The following is a 19438-nucleotide window of genomic DNA, read 5'->3' as shown; positions in this document are numbered from 1 at the left end:
CATCTACGCCCAGACCGCCGCCTACGGCCACTTCGGCCGCGAACTCCCCGACTTCACCTGGGAACGCACCGACCGCGTCGACGCCCTGCGCGCCACGGCGGGTCTCTAGTGTCCGTCCCCCTCAAGGAGAATCCCGTGCGCATCGCCGTCACCGGTTCGATCGCCGTCGACCACCTGATGGTCTACCCCGGGCGGTTCGCCGACCAACTGATCCCCGGCCAACTGGACCGGGTGTCCCTGTCGTTCCTCGCCGACGAGCTGGAGATCCGGCGCGGCGGCGTGGCCGCCAACATCGCCCTGGGCCTGGGCCGGCTCGGCGTACGGCCGCTGCTGGCCGGAGCGGTGGGCGCGGACTTCGAGGACTACCGCGCATGGCTGCACGCCCACGGCGTGGACACCGGCCTGGTCCTGGTCAGCACCTCGCTGCACACGGCGCGGTTCGTGTGCACCACGGACGCGGACCAGAACCAGATCGCCACCTTCTACGCCGGCGCGATGTCCGCCGCCCGTGACATCTCCCTGGCCCCCGCCGCCGCACAGGCTCCGCTGGACCTCGTGGTCGTCGCGCCGAACGACCCCGCCGCGATGCTGCGGCACACCGAGGAGTGCCGGGCCCTCGGCATCCCCTTCGCCGCGGACCCCTCGCAGCAGCTCGCCCGTCTCACGGGTGAGGAGGCCCGGCAGCTCGTGGACGGGGCCCGGTTCCTGTTCACCAACGAGTACGAGGCCGCGCTCCTCCAGCAGCTGACCGGCTGGAGCGAGGAGGAGGTCCTCAGCCGGGTCGGCAGCTGGATCACCACCCTCGGCTCGCACGGCGCGAGGATCGCCCGCTCCGGCGACACGCCGCTGCTGGTCCCCGCCGTCCCCGCGGCGGCCATCGCCGACCCCACCGGAGCCGGCGACGCCTTCCGCTCGGGGTTCCTGGCGGGCGTGGCCTGGGGCTGGAACTTCGAGCGCGCCGCGCAGCTGGGCTGCGCGATCGCCACGGTGGTCCTGGAGTCGGTGGGCACCCAGGAGTACAAGCTCTCGGCGGCCGACCTGATCCTGCGGGTCGAGCACGCCTACGGCACGGACGCGGCCCGGGACGTGGAGCGGCAGCTGCGCGGGTCCGGGACATGAGCGTCACGGGGGCGACGGCGACGGTGCTCCAGACGCGCGATCCCGGCGGCGAACCGCTCCGTACCGCCGTCTCCCCCGGCGTGCGCGAACTCCTCGCCCAGGGGCGCAAGAGCTTCTCCTTCGAGTTCTTCCCGCCGAAGACGGCGGCCGGAGAGCGGACGCTGTGGGCGGCCGTCCGCCGCATCGAGCCGCTCGCGCCCTCGTTCGTCTCGGTGACCTACGGGGCCGGCGGCTCCTCCCGCGACCGCACGGTGGAGGTGACCCAGCGGATCGCCGCCGAGACGACCCTGCGGCCCGTCGCCCACCTCACCGCCGTCGGACACTCGGTCGCCGAGCTGCGCCACATCATCGGCCGGTACGCGGACGCCGGGATCCGGGACGTCCTCGCCCTGCGCGGGGACCCGCCCGGGGACCCCAGGGGGGAGTGGACACCTCATCCCCAGGGACTGCGTCATGCCAGTGAACTCGTAGGGCTCATACGGCAGTTGGGTGACTTCACGGTCGGGGTGGCGGCCTTCCCGGAGCGCCACCCGCGGTCGCCGTCCTGGACCGAGGACCTGCGGCACTTCGCCGCGAAGTGCGCGGCCGGGGCCGACTACGCCATCACGCAGATGTTCTTCCACGTGGAGGACTACCTGCGGCTGCGCGACCGGCTCGCCGCCATGGGCTGCCTGACGCCGATCATCCCCGAGATCATGCCGGCGACCGACTTCCGGCAGATCCGCCGCTTCTCCGAGCTCAGCGACGCCCGCTTCCCCGCCGGGCTCGCCGCCCGGCTGGAGGCGGCCGCGGACAGCCCGGCGGACGGCCACCGGATCGGCGTGGAGTACGCGACGGCCATGGCCGGACGGCTCCTCGCCGAGGGTGCTCCGGGCCTGCACTACATCACCCTCAACCAGTCCCCCGCGACGCTCCAGATCCACCGGAACCTCAACGTGGCGCCGCTCGCGCAGGAGCCGGCGGCGTAGCCGGTCACGGAGCGCGGGGAGACGCGCGGCCACCGGGAACCACCCGGCGGCCGCGCGAAAAGGGGCGACAGATCGCGGGGGTGAGATCCGGCGCCCCTGTCCTCGGGGCGGGGTCAGGCGGCGGTTTCCTCGAGCTCGAGGAGGTACCGCTTGGCCTCGACCCCGCCGGCGTATCCGGCGAGCCCTCCGGCGGAGGCGACGATGCGGTGGCAGGGCAGGACGACGCACAGCGGGTTCGCGCCCAGCGCCGTACCGACCGCGCGGGCGGCCCGGGGACGGGACAGCGCCCCGGCCAGCTCCGCGTAGGTCGCGGTGCGGCCGTAGGGCACGAACGCGTCCAGCGCCAGGACGGTCTGCCGGCTGAACGGTGTCGCCAGGACCAGGTCGATGGGCAGCGTGAACGCGCGCCGCTCGCCCGCGATGTACTCGTCGATCTGGGCGCGGGCGTCCGCGAACAGCGCGGACTGCTCCGGTGTGTGCTCCCCGTCCGGCGTCCGGCCCAGTCCGGCGCGGGCGATCCGCAGGTCCACCACGTCGGGGTCCTGGAATCCGCAGTACACCAGCGCGTGGTCGGTGGCGGCGAGCCGGAGCTCGCCGATCGCCGTCGCGTGGGTGGTCCGCGCGACGCTCGGTGCGGTGGCGCCGGCGGTGGCGCCGGCGCTGGCGGTACTGGACATGGGACTCCTCGGACGGGTTCGTGCTCAGGCCGGCAGCGGCCGGCAGCTCTTGCAGGCTCGGTAGCCCGCCTGCCGGGCGTCCCGCGCGGTGGCGAACGGCACCCGGTGGGTCGGGGTGATGCGGCGGGCGTGGGCGCAGGTGGGGTGGCAGTAGATGCGGGTGGTGTCGCTGCCGAGGAACACCGAGCCGCTGCGCGACCACTGGTCCACCTCGGCCCTGTCGATGCCCTCCGCGTCGCGCAGGGCGTCCCCGGTGGCCGGGAGGTACCCGGCGTCGCAGGGCGAGCCGTTCTCGTACGTGACCCGGTGGCACGGTACGAGCACCGTGAACGGGTTGCGGGCGAGGGTGGCCGCGACGGCCGCGATCTCGCTCGAACCGGGCAGCCCGGCCTCCCGGAGGATCCAGGAGAGCGGGCGCAGCTGGCCGTGCGGGACCGCCCGTACGGCCCGGAGCACGGCGGCGTCGGACGGGTCCACCGCGTCCAGGTCCAGGGGCAGGCTCCTGGCCCGGCCGGTGCGCAGGGCGCCCACCAGCCCGGGGAAGGGCTTGCGGGCGGCGATCGCGGACCGTCCGGTCCGGGCACGGTGCAGTTCCTCGAACCGCTCGGCCGTCAGCCCGGCGCCGCCCAGCGCGGATCCGCTGACGGCCTCCGCCGTGAACGCCACGAACAGCGGTCCCGCCGGTGTGTCCAGCCGGACGTAGGTGTCGTAGCGCTCGCGCGGGATGCCCACGCGCTGCAGGACCCTCAGTGCGAAGTCCACGGGAACCGGCGGGGTGCCCAGCTCTTGTCCGGGGTCGTCCGCCAGTGGTGGCGCGGATGACCCCTCATGATCGTTTCCGCTCACGTAGCCACCTCCTTCAGTTCCTCCTCCGGCGTCAGCAGCCGGCGCAGGTCTCCCATCCCGCGCGATACCTGGGCCTTGGCCGTGCCCACGGGGCATCCCTGCACTTGGGCCACCTCCGCGTAGCTCATTCCGACCACGTGCCTCAGTACCACCGGTATCCGGTAGTACTCCGGCAGCTCCGACAGTGCCGCGACCAGGCGGCCGCGGTCGTCGGAGTTGACGGCGCGCTCGACCGGTCCGGGACCGGTGTCCGCCCAGTTGTCCTGCGCATCGTCGATGCGCAGGGCCGAGACCGGCCGCCGCATGCTGCTGCGTACATGATTGCGCCATACGTTCGCCGCGATCGTCATGAGCCAGGCGCGCGGGCGCAGCTCCCGGCGTCTGGCCGGGGAGTACGTCTGCAGCGCCGTGTAGGCGCGCAGGAACGTGTCCTGCCCCAGATCGTCCGCTTCCGCGGCTGATCCGGAAACGCGCAGCAGGAACGCGTGCACGCCCTTGGCGTGGACCCGGACCAGTTCCGTGAAACCGTCGTCCAGATCCGTCGCCAACAGCTCCGTTAACTGCTCGGCCACCTTGTCCATCATTAAGGAAACACCGTCCCCGGAAAAAGGGTTGCTGGTTGCTGCGGAGGGCCGGGGCGCGGCGGCGCCGCACGGTGCCGGCTCATGTGGCGTGCAGCGCCCCTGCCGGCGCGCGGAGCACGGGATCGTCGGCGTCGATCGCCTCGTAGAGGCGCCGCAGGCGCGGCACCGGTTCGATGCCGAAGGAATCGCCCAGCCGGCAGCGGAGCCGCTGGAACACGCCGAGCGCCTCGGGCCGCAGGCCGGACCGGTGGAGGGCGAGCATGTACTGGGCGTGGATGTTCTCGTGCGTGGGGTGCTGGTCGGACAGTCCCGCCAGTTCGGTGAGCAGTTCCCGGTGCCGGCCGAGCTGGAGGTCCACCTCGACCCGCCATTCCCGTACGCCCCTGCGGGCCTCTTCCAGCTCCACGACGTGCGCGGAGCTGACGGGCCCGGCCGGTACGTCGGCCAGCGCGGGGCCGCGCCACTGGTCGAGGGCCTCTCCGAGCAGGCGCGAGGCCCGCGCCGGGTCTCCGGCGGCGCAGGCCTCGCGGCCGCGCCGGGCGAGGTCCTCGAACCGGAGGCGGTCGCTGGCCTGCGGCGCCGCCACCCCGAGCTGGTAGCTCTGGTTGCGGGTGACCAGGGCGCAGCTGCGGTCGGTGGCGCCGCCGCGCAGGATCTGCCGGATGTAGAGCACGTAGGTCTGCAGGGTGGACAGCGCGGTCTTGGGCGGGTGGGAGCCCCACAGTTCCGTGATGCATTCGCCCGAGCGGACCATCTGGTTGGCGTGGAGCATGAGCAGGGCGAGCAGCTGGCGCGGTTTGGGGGCGCTCGGGGTGCGGTCCTCGCCGTCGACGACGAGGGAGAGCGGGCCGAGCACGCCGATGCGCACGCCGGGCGGGGCGCCGCCCGGCTCGACGGGTTCGCCGGTGGGAGCGGGACGGGACGACGACGTGCTCATACGAGGTCCTGCTCGTACTCGCTGATGTTCTTGACGATCAGCCCGCGCAGGACGACCCGCCAGATCCGCGCGAGCTGCTCCCCCGGGCCGGGCCCGGCGGCATGGGTCATGTCCTTCGCCCCGCAGGCCCGGACCTGTATCTCGGCGCCGGCCACGAGGTGGGCCGCCAGGGCCGCGAGGGCGTCGGGGTCGCTTCCGTGGCGCAGGCCGCATTCGTCCTGGGCCTGGTGGAAGAGGTCGCGCAGCACGGGCAGCCAGTCGGCGGACCAGGGGGCGACGGAGGGCGGGCATTCGCGGGCCAGCCGGGCCGCGGCACGTACTTCGACGTTGTCCTCCAGTAATCGGGCCAGTGTCAGCGTGAGGGCGACTCCGGTCGCCAGGGCGGGCCGCGGGCGGGAGACGACTCCCGCGACGGCTTCCCGGACGACGGCGCGGCCCTGTTGCTGCACGGCTTCGGCGAGTGCCTGTTTGGTGGGGAAGTGGAAGGTCAGCGCTCCCATGGAGATGCCGGCCAGCCGGTTGATCTGGGTGAGCGTCGTTCCCTCGTAGCCGGAGCGGTCGAACTGGGTGGACGCCGCGTGCACGAGGAGCGAGCGGGTACGCACGGCTCTCTGCTGTTGCGCCATGGACGTTCTCCCATCGAGTCGGGGAGCGGGGGGCCACGGCCGGAGGGCCGCTGGAGCACCTTGCGACCTCCCCCGCGAAGGGCACAACGCCGACTTGCCAAAGCCGTCACGCGTAGGGCGGTCACTCCACTCTAGAACATAGAGAGCGTTCGCTATGCTACTTGGGCCTACCTAACATCAGGGATGAGCAGCAGGGGGAGCGGGCATGACCGCGTACCGCACGATGCACTTGCGGGATCCGTTGGACGACACCTCGATCACCACGTTCGGCGCGTTCGCCCAGGAGGTGTTCGGGCACCTGCCGCGCCAGGACCAGCGCCGCTGGGCCGAGACCTACCTCAAGGGACTTCTGGGGACACCGGGCAAGAAGTCGGTGCGCCGCATGGCCTCCGCGGTGTCCGCCGCCCCGACCGCCTCGCAGTCGCTGCACCAGTTCATCAGCGCCAGCCCCTGGCCGTGGGATCCCGCCCGGCGGGCGCTGGCCCGCTGGTCGGAGCAGCGGGCGGCGGTACGGGCCTGGACCCTGGCGCCGATCGTCGCCCCCAAACGGGGGCTGCACTCCGTCGGCGTGCACCGGCGCTACGACGCCGCGGCCGGCCGGGTCATCAACTGCCAGGTGGGGATCGGCATGCACCTGTCCACCTGTTGCGGTGACGTCCCGGTGGACTGGCGGCTCCACCTGCCGGAGACCTGGTGCGCCGATCCCGAGCTGCGCCAGCGCGCCCGTATACCCGACTCCGGCGACCCCCGGCCACTGTGGGAACTGGGCCTGGAGATGGTCGACACGCTGGCCGCGCAGTCCGCCGCCACGCCCCCGCCGGTGGTCGCGGACGGCAGGGAGCTGGGCGACGCCGTGGCCCTCGCGAACGGGCTGAGCACCCGCTGCTGCAAGTTCCTCGTCTCCGTGCCGGGCAACCTCACCCTGCACGCCGGCCCGCATCCGGGCAGCCGGCCGCTGCGCCTGGACACCCCGGCCCGGCTGCACGCCCCCCGGTCCCCCCGGGCCCTGTGGACCCTGTCCGGGCCGGTCCACCTGCCGGGCGCGCACCACACCATGCGGCTGCTGGCCAAATGGCACCCCGCGCGCACCCGGCCCGCCCGGATCTGGATGACCAACCTCGTGCACGCGGGCCTGGACGACCTGCTCGCCCTCGTCGGCACCCAGGCCGGCACGAAGGCCACCATGCAGTCCTTACGGGAGGACTTCGGCCTCCTGGACTTCGAGGGCCGGTCCTTCCCCGGCTGGCACCGGCACACCACGCTGGTCTCGGCGGCGTACGGCTGGCACCGGCTGTCGGAGGCCACGGGCCACGCCCACGGCCGGGACGGCCGGGACGGCCGGGAGCCCCGCGCGGCGGCCGCGCCGCCGAGCGGGTTCCGTCAGGTCAGCTGTTGAGGACGGCGGGACCGGGAAGTCACCCGACGGCGTCGGTCAGTTCGGTGCCGAGCCTGAGCCGGGCCCGCGCCTGCGGGGTGGCGATGCCGGGAAGCAGGTACCGCCACATGACGAGGATGCGCTCCGGCAGGTCCTCCCTGCCGCTGGAGAGCTCGGACACCAGCTGCGTACCGCTGTACGCGCTGACCAGGAGCAGCGCCAGTTCCGCCTCGTCCACCTCGGGCAGCAGGTCGCCGGCGGCACGCGCCGCCACGAGTTGCTCGCGGAACTGCTCCGCCCAGTTCATGTACGGGGTCTCGTCCCTGATCCCGAAGGCCCGCTGCTCCACCGCGAGCCGCACCCCGGCGCGCAGCAGCGCGTTGACCCGCAACTGGTCGGCCAGGTACATCGTGATGTCGACCAGGTGCTGCAAACCGTCGACCCCGCCGGGCAGTTCGAGGTCGTCGGCCTGCTCGTTCATCACGGCGCGCGCGAGCTCTTCCTTCGACGCGAAGTGGAAGTAGATCGCCCCCATGGTCAGCCCGGACTGCTTGGTGATCGCGGTGAGACGGGACCCGTGGAACCCGTGCTCCTCGAACACCACAGCCGCGGCATGGACGATCGTCGCTCGCGTTCTGGCCGCGCGTTCCAACTTGGACATGGTCAGTAACCTATCTGCTCGAGTCTGCGGATTCTTGGGTACGGCACGGATTTCCGGCCACCCGACCGTACGGTCCCGGCCACGCCGGGACGTCCGGAGCGCGCACGTGCGCGCCACGGGGGTGCCCGGCCTCCGACAGGCCCGGACCCCCGCGGCGTCCGAGCCGGCGGCCCCTCTTCACCCGGGCCGAACATTCCGGGGATTACCCTCGGAAAACCCGCCCGCATTCTGGATCACACGCCCTGGGCCCCTGACCTGTACCGGTCCGAAATATGACGGTCCAAGCGTCTCGACCTCCGTCTCCATATGCCGGTGTGGCGCACCGCATTCTCCCCCTCGACAACAAAAAGAGCGTCCTCTATCTTGAAGCCGCCGACACACCCTAACCGGGAAGCGGCCATGGAGGACACGACCTCTTCGATGACGAAGGAGATCTTCCCTATGCGTGCCACCACGGACACGAGGAACCTGGATTCCGGCTTACCGCAGGCGGGCGGGGACCTGTCCGGCCAGTCCCTGACCGACCCGTCCCTGTCCGACAGATCCCTGTTCGCGTCGCACCCCGAACTCTCCGGGCCGGTCCTGCCCGAGGCCGGGTACCGCCCCGACACCGGCACCACGGTGCCCCGCCGGTACGTCCACCGGGCCGCCCTGGCCGAGGTGTTCCTCACCGGGATGGCGCCCGCGGGCGCCGATTCGTACCTGGTCACCGCGCAGTGGCCGCGGGGTCACAGCCTCTACGGCTCGCGCGGCGGCATGCTCGACCCGATGCTGGCCTGCGAGACCGTGCGCCAGACCGTCCCGCTCCTGTCCCACACCGTCTTCGACGTCCCGTTCGGCCACATGCAGAGCTGGGACCACATATCTTTCGGGCTCGACCCGGACGTGATGACGGCGGGGGCGACGCCCCCCGAGATCGAGCTGCGCGTCCGGTGCCACGACACGGTGCTCCGGGGCTCGCGGCTGATCGCCACCTCCCTCGACATCATGCTCTTCCGTGACGGCGATCTGCTCGGAGCGGCCGGGGCCCGCTTCTCCTGCCACACCCCGGCGATCTACAAGCGCCTGCGCACCGGGCGCGCGGACTCCGATCCGCAGCTGCTGATGAAGGACATGCCGCACCTCCCGCCGGTCGCACCGCCGACCGTGGGCCGGGACCGCGCCGCGGACGTCGTCCTCTCCCCCACCGAGCGGTCCGACACGTGGCTGCTGCGGGTGGATCCGTCCCACCCCATCCTCTTCGACCACCCCGTCGACCACGCCCCCGGCATGCTGCTGCTCGAAGCCGCGCGCCAGGCCGCGCAGGCGGCCTCCCCCAGCGGGAACAGCGTCGTCCTGGGCCTGGACTCCGATTTCATCCGCTACGTGGAACTCGACGCGCCGTGCCGGATCGAGGCCCGGGCACTGCCGGCCGACGCCCGCGGCCGGGTCCAGGTCCGCATCACCGGAATCCAGAACGGCGCCACCGCCTTCACCGCCACGGTGACCACGCAGCCGCTGGCCGCGGCCTGATTCCGGCGGCCGCGCCCTTGCCCGGATCCGGATCCGCGCCCGCCGAACGTCATGTCGGAAAACCGCCAGCACGCGGGGCGCCACCGGAACATCATCACCTCATGGACCTTTCGTCACGTCCCGCACGCACGACCGCACCCGGCGGACCCGATCCACTCGGTCCGCCGGCGCCGGGAGGGACGGGCTCCGGTCCGGCGACGTTCTACAGCACGTTCTCCAGCCCCCTGGGCGAACTGATCCTGGTGGCCCGGGAGTCGCCCGGCGCACCCGGCGGCGCGGCCCTGGCCTCGCTGTCGATGGCCGGCGGGCGCGGAGTCCCGGGCCCGCGGCCCGGGTGGCGCCGGGAGCCGGCGGCCTTCGCCGAGGTGTTCCGGCAACTGCGCGCGTACTTCGCGGGCCGGCTCACCCGCTTCGAGCTGGAGTACGTCACGGAGGGCACCTCCTTCCAGCGCCGCGTGTGGGAGGCCCTGGACACGATCCCGTACGGCACGACCACCACCTACGGGGAACTGGCCGTCCGGCTCGGGGTCCCCCGCGGCGAGGTACGGGCGCTGGGCGGCGCCATCGGCGCCAACCCCCTGCTGCTCGTGCGGCCCTGCCACCGGGTCATCGGGGCGGACGGCGCCATGCGCGGCTACGCGGGCGGCGTCGAGCGCAAGGTCGCGCTGCTCACCCACGAAGGGGCCCTGCTGCCCCTGTTCACCTGACCGACGACGAGAGACACCTCATGACGACCACCCGGACAGAGCCCCCGGCAGCACCGGCCTGGGCACGCGAACGGGCCGGGGCGGCCGACTGGGCCGCGCTCGCCTCCGAACTCGACGCCTACGGCTGCGCGCCGACACCCCGGCTGCTCACCCCGGCCGAGTGCGGTGAGCTCATCGCCCTGTACGAGGACGCCGAGCGGTTCCGCACCACCGTGGACATGGCCCGCCACCGCTTCGGCTCGGGCGAGTACCGCTACTTCACCCACGACCTGCCCGAGCCCGTCGCGGCGCTGCGTGCCGCGCTCTACCCGCACCTGGTGGTCATCGCCCGCGACTGGGCCGAGCGGCTCGGCAGGCCCGCGCCGTGGCCGGACTCGCTCGAGGAGTGGGTCGCGATGTGCCACCGGGCCGGACAGGACCGCTCGGCACAGATCCTGCTGCGCTACGGGGAGGGCGACTGGAACGCGCTGCACCGGGACGTCTTCGGCGACATGCTCTTCCCGATGCAGGTCGTCATCGGCCTCAACGCGTACGGCACCGATTACACGGGCGGGGAGTTCCTCCTCGTCGAACAGCGGCCGCGCGCACAGTCACGGGGCACCACGACCGCGCTCCCCCAGGGCCACGGGCTGGTGTTCACCACCCGCGACCGCCCGGTGCGCAGCAAGCGGGGCTGGTCGGCCGGGGCGGCGCGGCACGGCGTGAGCACGGTCCGCAGCGGCCGCCGCCACGCGCTGGGCCTGGTGTTCCACGATGCGGCGTAGGCACGCGGTGCGGGAGAGGAGCACGTCACCGCTGCTCGGGGAGGCGGCCGCGACGGCCGACGGGGCTCAGTCGCCCGTACCGGCGGCGCACACGGCGGCCGAACTCTCCGCGCTCCTCGGCCTGCTGACCGCGCTGGGGCCACCACCCGGTACGGAGGGTACGGACGGAGCCGGGGGACCGGGCGGGGCGGAGCCGGTGACGGTGGTCGTGGGACACGGACGCGACGAGGCCTCGCGCTCGGCCGCGGCCGCGTTCACCGAGGCCTGGCAGGCCCGGGGCGGGCAGGTCCTCGCGGTGGTGGACTGGCCCGAGAGCGCCGCGTCCTGGCTCCGGCCGGCCCGTCGGATGACCGAGCAGAGCCCGGGAGCGTGGGTGGTGACGGGGGCCCTGACGGGCTGGGCGCAGATGAGCCGGCGGCTGCGGCACAGCACGGACTGGGATCCGGCCCGTACGTTCGCGTTCGCCGCGCTGCACGATCCGCGCCTGCGGACGCTCGCGGGGCCGGACGCCGTACGCGGTCTGCGGGGAGCCACCGCGCGGGGCGGGACCTGGGAGTTCGGCGAAGAGGACGACGAGGGCTTCTTCCGGTACGGCGCCGGTTTGCGGGAGATCCCGCGCGGCGGCGGATAATCCGGCCGGTATCGCCTGTCCTTGCCACGCATTCACCCGGGAGGGGAGATGTTTTCCCGCCCGGCGGATAACTGATTGCGGAGTGTGCCGAAGGAGGTACGAGGGGTGGGATTTCCGGCTGCGAGCCTTCCGGATTCCCTCATTCCGCAGGAAATGGATAACGCGGATCTTCCCGGGCCGCCGGGTCCCCGTTCCGCGGCCCCGCGCGTCCACCGGCCGGCCCGGCCCGCCCCCGGCCCACCCCGGGCGCCCGTCCAAATCTGACGTGATCTGGTCAATCTCCCCGGGCCCCGGAGACGGAACCGCCGTCCGGGCCCGTGCGCAGCCCCGCGATGACCATGCGGATCAGGAGGGCGTAGCTCTCGTCCAGGGCTTCGGGGCGGGCGAAGCCGCCTTCGGACTCCAGGGAGGCGAAACCGTGGGCGGCGGCGCGCAGGCACCGGGCCGCGTGGATGGCCGCCGCGTCCTCCAGGCCGTACGCCCGCAGCGTGGCCAGGAGGATGGTGACCAGGCGTTCGCCGGCTTCGGCGGTGCGGGCCTCCGGGGCGTGCAGGAGTGCGGCGTAGCGGTGGGGGTGGCGGAGCACGTAGGCGCGCCAGGCCGTCATGAAGGCGCGGATGGCGTCGTCGGCCGAGCGGCCGAGGACGGCCCCGCCGACCTCGTCGGCGATCTCGTTCAGGATCCGCGCCGACAGGAGATCGCGGAGTTCCGCGAGGTTGCGCACGTGCTTGTACAGGGACGGAGTGGCCACACCCGCCCGGCCCGCGACCGCCGAGAGGGTGAGGGCCGCCGGGGTCTCCTCGTCGACGAGGCGCAGGGCCACGTCGACCACCGCTTCCGCGGAGAGCGCGGCCCTAGGCACGACCAGCCTCGCCCTCGGCCAGGAAGGACTGGATGGCGGCGGCGGTCTCCGCGGGGAACTGGGCGTGGGCGTAGTGGCCGGCGCCCGCGATCAGTTCGACGCGGCCCAGCCCCGCGGGCATCCCCGCCACGACGGCCTCGCCCTCGGCGCGGGGGTCGGCCCAGTCGCAGTCGAGGGTGCCCTCGATGACCAGGGCCGGGCACGTGATGCCGCCGAGGCGGGCGCCCGCGTCGGTGGGGGCGGACAGGCCCATCTTGGCGACGACGGCCATCCGGCCGGGACGGCGCAGGTCGGCGTCGACGGCGGCCAGGTGCTCGGCGTGCCCGGCGGGGCGGGCGCCCGGGTAGGCGTGGTCGAGGTAGCGCTGCCACACGCCGGCGCTGCGCAGCACGCCGGTGCCCATGAGCAGCAGCATGCCCTTGCGGTAGCGGGCGTTGGACCCGAGGGCGCCGAAGTCGATCTTCTGCTCGCGGGTGAACGGGCTGATCTCGACGATCGCGCTGACCAGCTCGGGTTCCTGGGCCGCCGCGATGGTGGCGGAGCCGCCGGCGAAGGAGTGGCCGACGATGACGGCGGGGCCGCCCAGGTGCCGGATCAGGGCGAGCAGGTCGCCCGCCGTGTCGGTGCGGGTGTACGAGGCCCAGCCGGTGCTCGACTCTCCGTGTCCCCGCAGGTCGGCGGCGGCGACCCGGTACCCGGCGGCGACCAGGAGGGCGGCCGTCTCGCGGAAGGCGCCCCTGTTGTCGCCCATGCCGTGGGCGAGGACGATCAGCGGGCCCTCGCCCGTGACCTCGTAGGCGATCCGTCCGTCACCGATGCTCAGAAAGTTCGTCATGTCCGGTCCCCTGGAAGCGGTTGACTTGCTGGCTAATCTCCGTTGCCTAAAAGCTAAGGGTATTAGCTTCCTCCGTCAACCCCCATGCCGGCGCGGCGCACTCCGACGCCGTGCCGGAGTACGCCGCGCGGGGAGGGGGAGCTGCGGGAGGCAGCCCGCGCTCACTTCGGGTCGCGGTTGAACTTCGAGGTCGACCAGAAGTAGCCGAGCACGGTCAGGCCCAGGCACCAGCCGGCGGCGAGCCATCCGTTGGCGCCGATCTCGGTGCCGAGGAGCAGTCCGCGCAGGGTCTCGATGGCGGGGGTGAAGGGCTGGTACTCGGCGATCGGCTGGAACCAGCCCGGCATCGCGTCGACCGGGACGAAGGCGCTGGACAGGAGCGGCAGCAGGATCATCGGCAGCGCGTTGTTGCTGGCGGCCTCGGCGTTCGGGCTGATCAGGCCCATGCCGACCGCGATCCAGGTGAGGGCGAGGGCGAACAGCACGAGCAGCCCGAACGCGGCCAGCCATTCCAGGGCGGTGGCGTCCGTGGACCGGAAGCCGATGGCCACGCCCACGGCGCCGACGAGGACCACGCTGGCGATCGCCTGCAGCACGCTGCCGATGACGTGCCCGACGAGCACCGAGCCGCGGTGGATGGCCATCGTGCGGAAGCGGGCGATGATGCCCTCGGACATGTCGGTGGAGACGGAGACCGCGGTGCCGATCGTGGTGCTGCCGACGGTCATCAGCAGCAGGCCCGGGACGAGGTAGGCGATGTACGCGGAGCGGTCGCCGCCGCCGATGCCGGCGCTCATCGTGTCGCCGAAGATGTAGACGAAGAGCAGCAGCAGCATGATCGGCGTGAGCAGCAGGTTCAGGGTGAGGGACGGGTAGCGCCGCGCGTGCAGGAGGTTGCGCCGCAGCATCGTGGACGAGTCGCGGACGGCGAGGGAGAGGGAGCTCATCGGAGGTTCTCCTTGGTCTGGCTGTTCTGGTGGGGGACGTCGGCGCCGCCGGTCAGGGCGAAGAACACGTCGTCGAGGTCGGGGGTGTGCACGGTCAGCTCGTCCGCCTCGATGCCGGCGGAGTCGAGCCAGTCGAGGATCGAGCGCAGTTCGCGCTGACTGCCGTCGCTGGGCAGCTGGAGCGTGAGGGCCTCGTCGTCGCGGGTGGCCTCGCGCAGGGCGGTGGCGGCGGCCCGGTACGCGGCCGGGTCGGCGAAGCGGAGCCGGACGTGCCCGCCGGGAACCAGCCGCTTGAGCTCCTCGGCGGTGCCCTCGGCGGCGATCTTGCCGTCGTTGAGGACCGCGATGCGGTCGGCGAGCTGGTCGGCCTCGTCCAGGTACTGGGTGGTGAGGAAGACGGTGACGCCGCCGGCGACGAGCTGGCGGATGATCTGCCACATGGTGTGCCGGGAACGGGGGTCGAGGCCCGTGGTGGGCTCGTCGAGGAAGATGATCCGCGGGTCGCCGACCAGGGTCATGGCGATGTCGAGGCGGCGCTTCATACCGCCCGAGTACGTGGAGGCCGGCTTCTTGGCGGCCTCGGTGAGGTCGAAGCGCTCCAGCAGCTCGGCGGCGACACGGCGGCCCTCGCCCTTGGACAGGCGGTGCAGGTCCGCCATCAGGAGCATGTTCTCCTCACCCGTGATCAGGCCGTCGACGGCGGAGAACTGCCCGGTGACACCGATCGCGGCGCGCACCGCCTGCGGTTCGGCGGCCAGGTCGTGGCCGCCGACGCGGACCTCCCCGGAGCCGGCGCCGGGAGAGATGAGCGTGGAGAGGATCTTCACGACGGTGGTCTTGCCCGCGCCGTTCGGACCGAGCAGTGCGAAGACGGTGCCCGCCGGGATGCGCAGGTCGATCCCGTCGAGGACGGCCTTGTCACCGTAGGACTTGCGCAGCCCGACGGCGGAGACGGCGGCGGGCGCCTCCCGGTCATTGCCGGACTTGGACGTGGACATGACAGACGAAGGCATGGGGCCCTCCCGGGCGAAGGGTGGAGCGGAGCGGAAGCGGATTCTCAGGCGCGGAACTCTCAGGCGCGGAACTCTCGGGCGCGGGACCGTCAGGCGCGGGCGCGGCGGATGTCGATGTTGCCGTAGCGGGTACGGGCGCGGACCTTGACGGAGTCCTCGCTCTTCTCCGGGGCCTCGGAGGCGGTGAGCGCGTTGCGCACCTGCCCCGAGGCCGAGCTGACGTCGAGCCAGGCGGCGGTGCCCTCGCGGATGCCGACCTCGATGGCGCCGTAGGAGGTCTCCAGCTGAAGGGTGCCGCGGGCGGCGTCGGCGACGCGCAGGGTGCCGTGGGCGGTGGTGGCGGTGACGGAGCCCTCGGCGCGCGCGATGTCGATGTCGCCGTTCGCGCCGCTCACCCGCAGGTCGCCGGTCGCGGCGCCGACGGTCGTGGTGCCGTGCGAGTTCTTCAGGACGGCGGAGCCGCCGATGGTGCCGACGCGCAGGCTGCCGGAGCTGGTGGTGATCTCGGCCGCCCCCTCGATCCGGTCGACGGCGATCGAGCCGTGGGAGGCGGTCAGGTGGAGCGGCCCGGTCGTGTCGAAGCGGACGTCACCGGAGGAGGTCTTCACGCGGACCTCGCCGAGCCGGCCTTCGCCGAGCACCTGCGCCCAGGCTGCGGTGACGTCGACGCGCGAGCCCGTGGGCAGTTCGACCGTCACGTCGACGGTGCCGGGACGCCCGAAGGGGTTGCGCTGCTTGGGCGTCCTGACGGTCAGGACGCCGCCCGTGTACGTGACCTCGGTCTGGTCGGCCGACCGTACGTCCTGGTCCCGCTTCGGGTCGCGGGGCCGTACCTCGACGACCGTGTCGAGGCGGTCGCCCGCGGTGAACTGGATGGAACCGGCGTCCACGTGCGCGGTGGCCGAGATCGGTTCGGGGGTGTCGAAAGAAGGCATGGCTGTCCCGTCCTCTTGGGTCCTCTTGCATGTACGCGGCGTCCCCGCTGGTGGGACGTGGTGCGGTGAACTCGTTCCGTGGGGCCGGTCAGTGCACCCAGCCCGTGAAGCTCTGCCCGACGGCCTTGGCCGTCCCGGAGGTACGGGGGGCGGCGCCGCCCGTGTCGACCGCGGCCGACACGACGCGTACGAGCCAGGCGTTGACCGACAGCCCCTCGCCGGCCGCCGCCTCCTCGGCGCGGGCCTTGAGGTGGGCCGGCAGACGCAGGTTGACGCGGGCGGCGGCGCCGCCGTCGTCGGTGTCTACGGGGACCGGGGCCGGCGCGGGCGCCGGTGCGTCCAGGGGTCCGGTCCGGTCCTCGTGCTGGGGCAGTGCCACCACGAACTCCGGGTCGAGCCCGCGCAGTCGTACGTCGACCGAGCCCGGGGCCAGTTCGAGGGTGATCTCGTCCATGGCGGCGGACAGCACGTTGAGCAGGGTCAGGCGGGTGGCCGACTCCAGCGGCGCGGTCAGCCGCTCGGCGAGCTCGCGGGCCGCGTCACCCCCGGCTTCGGCGGCGACCGCGAGCTCGCGGCGGAGGTTGGCGACGTAGGGGGTGAGGTCCATGAAGGAAGCATGGCACGGGGATGGCGCCATGTCGAGCCAAAATGGCGCCACATTGAAAATCCTTCCAGGGTGGAGGGAAAACTCCCAGGTCAGAGCGAGTGGCACCATGACGCCACGCAGGCACAGACGGCGCCACACGTGGAGTCGACGCTCTCCTCCATGGCCCTTGCCTCGACCTGTGGCACGGATGACGCCATCGTGCGCCACGCTGGCACACGAAGGCGCCACGCCTCGCGCGAAACCTATCCGGCCGGCCGTCCTCGCGGCCGCTGCCCTCGCTCGTGCACCATGCCCGTAGGCGGCACCGGCCGGGAGCCCCGCCCCGAAGGAGCAGACATGGTGGAGACGCGAGCCCCGCTGACGGTCGCGGTCGCCCAGCCCTCATGGGCCGCGAGCGGCCTGGCGGCGAACGCCCGCGCACACGCGCGGGCCGTCACCGGGGCCGGCGCGCGCCTGGTGGTGTTCCCGGAACTCTCGCTCACCGGATACGACCTGGCCGCGCCCGCCGTCGCCCCCGACGACCCCCGCCTGCGACCGGTCGTCGACGCGTGCCGACGCAGCGGTGCGATCGCCCTGGTCGGCGCGCCGGTGCGTGACGGGGACGGACGGGAGCACCTGGCCACCCTCGCCGTGACCGGCACGGGTGCGCGCGTGGTCTACCGGAAGATGTGGCTGCACGGCGCGGAGTCCGACCGGTTCGCCCCCGGCACGCAGCCCGAGGTGCTCACCGTCGACGGGTGGAGGCTCGGACTGGCCGTCTGCTACGACGCCGCCGTGCCCCGGCACGCGGTGGACACGGCGGCGCTGGGCATGGACGCCTACGTGGCGAGCACCCTCTACGGCGGCGGCCCGGAGTCCGCCGCCCGCCGGGACGCCCACGTGCGGGAGCGCGCCGTCACCCACCGCACCTGGGTGGTGCTCGCCACCGCCGCGGGCGCCAGCGGGACGTACGCGGAGACCTCGGGCGGCTCCGGCATCTGGACACCGACCGGGGACACCCTCGTCCAGGCGGGCCCGGAGGCGGACCGGGTGGTCACGGCCACCCTGGGCTGAGACGGGCGGATTCGGGCGGGCGGGGGTTCGGGCGGGCGGGTGGGCGGGTTTAGACGGTCGACCGCTCGGTCCGGCCGTCCGCGGACCCTGCCGGACTCGCCGGGCTCCCCGGGCTCCCCGGATCCCGCGCACCCGCCACGCCGGCCGGGCCCGCCGGGCCGCCGGCCGTCCGGCGCGCGTAGTGGCGGGCCGCCTTCGCGCGGTTCCCGCAGCCCGTGCTCGTGCACCAGCGGCGCGTGCCGTTGCGGCTGACGTCGTGGAAGCGCAGCCCGCAGGACGGATTGGCGCAGCTCCGGACGCGGTCGGGGGCGGTGGCCAGGAGCCGGAGGTAGTCGGCGGCCGCGAGGTAGCCGAGCAGCCCGGCCGGGTCCGCGCTCTCCAGCCGCTCGACGGGTCCGGCCTCGGTGAGCAGCGTGCGCGTGCGGCCCGCCTCGAGGAGCCGGTTGAAGGCGCCGAGGGCGGCCGGACCGGCGGCCGGACGGCCGACCACCCCGGCCAGCACGGAGCGCGCGGTCCGGGCGACGGCCAAGGTGGCCCGGTCGGACCGCAGTTCGCCGCGGCCGTAGGACTCGGCGGCCCGGGAGCAGGCCAGCCAGAGCGCGAGCCCGGTGACGGAACACAGCAGGTCGTGGCTGCCGTGGCGGTCGTGCCAGCGGGTGTTGAGCAGGTCCAGGCTGAATGGCTCGCCGGTCAGCGGCCGCGGGTCGGCCGCGCTCACCGCCGCGGTCCCGCCAGCAGGGCCCGGGAGACGGCCGCGGCCTGGGGCCCGGCGTGGGCCCCGGCCGGGGGCCCGCCCTCGGACCCACCCTGAGACCCACCCTCGGACCCACCCCGAGACCCGGCCTCGGACCCACCCCGAGACCCGGCCTCGGACCCACCCCGAGACCCGGCCTCGGACCCACCCCGAGACCCGGCCTCGGGCCCGGCCCCGGCCCGGGACTCAGTCCCAGCCCGAATCCCGGCCCGGATCCCGGTCCCGGCGGCAGTCCGCGACCCGGCCCGGGCCACGCCGTCCGCCACACCCGCCCCGGCCCCGGCACCGGCCCCGGCACCGGCCCCGGCACCGGCCCCCGTCCCGCCCCCGTCGCGGAACGCGCAGTGCGGGGCCGAGCCCTCCGCCCGGTAGAGCTCCGCTCCCTGCGCACCGGCCACGATGCCCGGCAGCGCCAGCCGCCACAGGTGGGTCAGATGCCCGCGCAGCGGGCCGCAGGAGCGGTCCGTGCCTCGCTCCTGGGTACGCAGCCATACGTCCATTCCGATCAGGGAGAACACGAACTGGGACGCGGTCTCGAGGGGTTCGGCGGTGCCGTGCAGCGCGGCGGCCAGCTCCGCGCGCACGGGCTCGGTCCAGGAACCGGTGCCGTCGGGATAGTGGGGGAACTCCCGGGTGAGCCGGGCGCCCGCGCGCGCGACGGGGTCGTGGCCGAGGCGCCCGGCCACGGCGTGCGTCAGGTCGACGGCGGTCTGCACCGGCCGCAGACCGGCCCGCGGTACGGCGTCCAGCGCTTCGGCGGTCGTCCGCCGGGCCTCGCTCCGTACGGCTCTGACCAGGTCGTCCTTGGCCGGGAAGTGGTACATCAGGGCGCCCTTGGTGACTCCCGCGGAGGCGCAGATGACGGCGAGCGAGGCCCCCTCGTAGCCGTACAGGTCGATGGCCTGGGCGGCGCCCTTGATCAGAGCCCGGCGCGTCCGCTCGGCTCTCTCCTGCTGCGCCATCGGCGCTCCTCGTGCATAGGGGGTGGTGACGCCGTACGGGTGGTGCGGCCGCCGAGCCGCACC

At 73.5% G+C, this 19438-nt stretch carries 22 protein-coding genes; 8 read left to right on the top strand and 14 right to left on the bottom strand.

What is annotated here, in order from left to right:
• The first annotated feature begins 135 nt into the window (after positions 1-135).
• Positions 136-1119 (top strand): carbohydrate kinase family protein, encoded by a 984-nt coding sequence (locus tag ACWF9Z_RS27670; RefSeq protein WP_453606220.1) that lies wholly within the window; start codon positions 136-138, stop codon positions 1117-1119.
• A complete protein-coding gene (metF, locus tag ACWF9Z_RS27665) occupies positions 1116-2087 on the top strand; it encodes a methylenetetrahydrofolate reductase [NAD(P)H] (protein WP_453606219.1) in 972 nt (323 codons plus the stop codon). Before ACWF9Z_RS27670 ends, metF begins: the two co-directional genes overlap by 4 nt.
• Before the next feature lie 113 nt (positions 2088-2200).
• Here metF and ACWF9Z_RS27660 read toward each other — a convergent pair whose 3' ends face one another.
• The 5 genes from ACWF9Z_RS27660 to ACWF9Z_RS27640 all read right to left on the bottom strand — a co-directional run bounded on the left by ACWF9Z_RS27660 (position 2201) and on the right by ACWF9Z_RS27640 (position 5757).
• Positions 2201-2764 (bottom strand): methylated-DNA--[protein]-cysteine S-methyltransferase, encoded by a 564-nt coding sequence (locus ACWF9Z_RS27660; protein WP_453606217.1) that lies wholly within the window; start codon positions 2762-2764, stop codon positions 2201-2203.
• A 24-nt stretch (positions 2765-2788) separates the two neighbouring features.
• A complete protein-coding gene (locus ACWF9Z_RS27655) occupies positions 2789-3610 on the bottom strand; it encodes an Ada metal-binding domain-containing protein (RefSeq protein ID WP_453606215.1) in 822 nt (273 codons plus the stop codon).
• Positions 3607-4191, bottom strand: coding sequence for an RNA polymerase sigma factor (locus tag ACWF9Z_RS27650; protein WP_453606225.1), 585 nt, complete (start codon positions 4189-4191; stop codon positions 3607-3609). The genes ACWF9Z_RS27655 and ACWF9Z_RS27650 overlap by 4 nt, the downstream gene beginning before the upstream one ends.
• 82 nt (positions 4192-4273) lie before the next feature.
• Positions 4274-5131: an AfsR/SARP family transcriptional regulator gene (locus tag ACWF9Z_RS27645; RefSeq protein WP_453606213.1), complete on the bottom strand. Its 858-nt coding sequence runs from the start codon at positions 5129-5131 to the stop codon at positions 4274-4276.
• Positions 5128-5757 (bottom strand): TetR family transcriptional regulator, encoded by a 630-nt coding sequence (locus ACWF9Z_RS27640; protein ID WP_453606212.1) that lies wholly within the window; start codon positions 5755-5757, stop codon positions 5128-5130. The genes ACWF9Z_RS27645 and ACWF9Z_RS27640 overlap by 4 nt, the downstream gene beginning before the upstream one ends.
• 205 nt (positions 5758-5962) lie before the next feature.
• Between ACWF9Z_RS27640 and ACWF9Z_RS27635 the strand changes: the two genes are divergently transcribed.
• Positions 5963-7153: an IS701 family transposase gene (locus tag ACWF9Z_RS27635; RefSeq protein WP_453606211.1), complete on the top strand. Its 1191-nt coding sequence runs from the start codon at positions 5963-5965 to the stop codon at positions 7151-7153.
• A gap of 19 nt (positions 7154-7172) precedes the next feature.
• Here the strand turns inward: ACWF9Z_RS27635 and ACWF9Z_RS27630 are convergent, their stop codons facing one another.
• Complete coding sequence (locus tag ACWF9Z_RS27630; protein WP_453606209.1) at positions 7173-7793, bottom strand: ScbR family autoregulator-binding transcription factor; 621 nt, start codon at positions 7791-7793, stop codon at positions 7173-7175.
• Between the two features lie 441 nt (positions 7794-8234).
• Here ACWF9Z_RS27630 and ACWF9Z_RS27625 point away from each other — a divergent pair, with 441 nt between their 5' ends.
• From ACWF9Z_RS27625 to ACWF9Z_RS27610, 4 genes are all read left to right on the top strand, one after another.
• Positions 8235-9305, top strand: coding sequence for a ScbA/BarX family gamma-butyrolactone biosynthesis protein (locus ACWF9Z_RS27625; protein ID WP_453606207.1), 1071 nt, complete (start codon positions 8235-8237; stop codon positions 9303-9305).
• 101 nt (positions 9306-9406) lie between these two features.
• Positions 9407-10012: a methylated-DNA--[protein]-cysteine S-methyltransferase gene (locus ACWF9Z_RS27620; RefSeq protein ID WP_453606205.1), complete on the top strand. Its 606-nt coding sequence runs from the start codon at positions 9407-9409 to the stop codon at positions 10010-10012.
• A gap of 20 nt (positions 10013-10032) precedes the next feature.
• Complete coding sequence (locus ACWF9Z_RS27615) at positions 10033-10776, top strand: 2OG-Fe(II) oxygenase (protein ID WP_453606203.1); 744 nt, start codon at positions 10033-10035, stop codon at positions 10774-10776.
• Positions 10766-11407, top strand: a complete 642-nt coding sequence (locus ACWF9Z_RS27610; RefSeq protein WP_453606201.1) for a hypothetical protein — start codon at positions 10766-10768, stop codon at positions 11405-11407. Before ACWF9Z_RS27615 ends, ACWF9Z_RS27610 begins: the two co-directional genes overlap by 11 nt.
• 274 nt (positions 11408-11681) lie before the next feature.
• On the opposite strand, the gene ACWF9Z_RS27605 is transcribed toward ACWF9Z_RS27610, so the two are convergent.
• The 6 genes from ACWF9Z_RS27605 to ACWF9Z_RS27580 all read right to left on the bottom strand — a co-directional run bounded on the left by ACWF9Z_RS27605 (position 11682) and on the right by ACWF9Z_RS27580 (position 16606).
• Positions 11682-12269, bottom strand: a complete 588-nt coding sequence (locus ACWF9Z_RS27605; protein WP_453606199.1) for a TetR/AcrR family transcriptional regulator — start codon at positions 12267-12269, stop codon at positions 11682-11684.
• Complete coding sequence (locus ACWF9Z_RS27600) at positions 12262-13104, bottom strand: alpha/beta fold hydrolase (RefSeq protein ID WP_453606198.1); 843 nt, start codon at positions 13102-13104, stop codon at positions 12262-12264. Before ACWF9Z_RS27600 ends, ACWF9Z_RS27605 begins: the two co-directional genes overlap by 8 nt.
• A 161-nt stretch (positions 13105-13265) precedes the next feature.
• The gene (locus ACWF9Z_RS27595; RefSeq protein WP_453606196.1) at positions 13266-14051 is read right to left on the bottom strand and encodes an ABC transporter permease; all 786 of its coding nucleotides are present in this window, start codon (positions 14049-14051) and stop codon (positions 13266-13268) included.
• Positions 14048-15064 carry an ATP-binding cassette domain-containing protein gene (locus ACWF9Z_RS27590; RefSeq protein WP_453606194.1) on the bottom strand — a complete coding sequence of 339 codons (1017 nt, stop codon included), beginning with the start codon at positions 15062-15064 and terminating at the stop codon, positions 14048-14050. Before ACWF9Z_RS27590 ends, ACWF9Z_RS27595 begins: the two co-directional genes overlap by 4 nt.
• An 89-nt stretch (positions 15065-15153) precedes the next feature.
• On the bottom strand, positions 15154-15999 hold the full coding sequence (locus tag ACWF9Z_RS27585; RefSeq protein ID WP_453606192.1) for a DUF4097 family beta strand repeat-containing protein: 846 nt from the start codon (positions 15997-15999) through the stop codon (positions 15154-15156).
• A gap of 88 nt (positions 16000-16087) precedes the next feature.
• Complete coding sequence (locus tag ACWF9Z_RS27580) at positions 16088-16606, bottom strand: toxin-antitoxin system HicB family antitoxin (protein ID WP_453606190.1); 519 nt, start codon at positions 16604-16606, stop codon at positions 16088-16090.
• A 336-nt stretch (positions 16607-16942) separates the two neighbouring features.
• Here ACWF9Z_RS27580 and ACWF9Z_RS27575 point away from each other — a divergent pair, with 336 nt between their 5' ends.
• Positions 16943-17659 carry a carbon-nitrogen hydrolase family protein gene (locus ACWF9Z_RS27575; protein WP_453606189.1) on the top strand — a complete coding sequence of 239 codons (717 nt, stop codon included), beginning with the start codon at positions 16943-16945 and terminating at the stop codon, positions 17657-17659.
• A gap of 49 nt (positions 17660-17708) precedes the next feature.
• Here ACWF9Z_RS27575 and ACWF9Z_RS27570 read toward each other — a convergent pair whose 3' ends face one another.
• A complete protein-coding gene (locus tag ACWF9Z_RS27570) occupies positions 17709-18377 on the bottom strand; it encodes a CGNR zinc finger domain-containing protein (protein ID WP_453606187.1) in 669 nt (222 codons plus the stop codon).
• A complete protein-coding gene (locus ACWF9Z_RS27565; RefSeq protein WP_453606185.1) occupies positions 18374-19375 on the bottom strand; it encodes a TetR family transcriptional regulator in 1002 nt (333 codons plus the stop codon). Before ACWF9Z_RS27565 ends, ACWF9Z_RS27570 begins: the two co-directional genes overlap by 4 nt.
• Between the last annotated feature and the right edge of the window lie 63 nt (positions 19376-19438).

Source organism: Streptomyces sp. NPDC054961, assembly GCF_053609145.1.
Note: the sequence above shows the minus strand (reverse complement) of the source record. Positions and strands in the feature narration are given on the sequence as shown.

Coding starts and splice junctions, on each gene's coding strand:
- metF (WP_453606219.1), top strand. CDS start 1,116: ATGAGCGTCACGGGGGCGACGGCGACGGTGCTCCAGACGCGCGATCCC.
- ACWF9Z_RS27660 (WP_453606217.1), bottom strand. CDS start 2,764: ATGTCCAGTACCGCCAGCGCCGGCGCCACCGCCGGCGCCACCGCACCG.
- ACWF9Z_RS27650 (WP_453606225.1), bottom strand. CDS start 4,191: ATGGACAAGGTGGCCGAGCAGTTAACGGAGCTGTTGGCGACGGATCTG.
- ACWF9Z_RS27645 (WP_453606213.1), bottom strand. CDS start 5,131: ATGAGCACGTCGTCGTCCCGTCCCGCTCCCACCGGCGAACCCGTCGAG.
- ACWF9Z_RS27640 (WP_453606212.1), bottom strand. CDS start 5,757: ATGGCGCAACAGCAGAGAGCCGTGCGTACCCGCTCGCTCCTCGTGCAC.
- ACWF9Z_RS27635 (WP_453606211.1), top strand. CDS start 5,963: ATGACCGCGTACCGCACGATGCACTTGCGGGATCCGTTGGACGACACC.
- ACWF9Z_RS27630 (WP_453606209.1), bottom strand. CDS start 7,793: ATGTCCAAGTTGGAACGCGCGGCCAGAACGCGAGCGACGATCGTCCAT.
- ACWF9Z_RS27625 (WP_453606207.1), top strand. CDS start 8,235: ATGCGTGCCACCACGGACACGAGGAACCTGGATTCCGGCTTACCGCAG.
- ACWF9Z_RS27620 (WP_453606205.1), top strand. CDS start 9,407: ATGGACCTTTCGTCACGTCCCGCACGCACGACCGCACCCGGCGGACCC.
- ACWF9Z_RS27615 (WP_453606203.1), top strand. CDS start 10,033: ATGACGACCACCCGGACAGAGCCCCCGGCAGCACCGGCCTGGGCACGC.
- ACWF9Z_RS27610 (WP_453606201.1), top strand. CDS start 10,766: ATGCGGCGTAGGCACGCGGTGCGGGAGAGGAGCACGTCACCGCTGCTC.
- ACWF9Z_RS27600 (WP_453606198.1), bottom strand. CDS start 13,104: ATGACGAACTTTCTGAGCATCGGTGACGGACGGATCGCCTACGAGGTC.
- ACWF9Z_RS27595 (WP_453606196.1), bottom strand. CDS start 14,051: ATGAGCTCCCTCTCCCTCGCCGTCCGCGACTCGTCCACGATGCTGCGG.
- ACWF9Z_RS27590 (WP_453606194.1), bottom strand. CDS start 15,064: ATGCCTTCGTCTGTCATGTCCACGTCCAAGTCCGGCAATGACCGGGAG.
- ACWF9Z_RS27585 (WP_453606192.1), bottom strand. CDS start 15,999: ATGCCTTCTTTCGACACCCCCGAACCGATCTCGGCCACCGCGCACGTG.
- ACWF9Z_RS27580 (WP_453606190.1), bottom strand. CDS start 16,606: ATGGACCTCACCCCCTACGTCGCCAACCTCCGCCGCGAGCTCGCGGTC.
- ACWF9Z_RS27575 (WP_453606189.1), top strand. CDS start 16,943: ATGGTGGAGACGCGAGCCCCGCTGACGGTCGCGGTCGCCCAGCCCTCA.
- ACWF9Z_RS27565 (WP_453606185.1), bottom strand. CDS start 19,375: ATGGCGCAGCAGGAGAGAGCCGAGCGGACGCGCCGGGCTCTGATCAAG.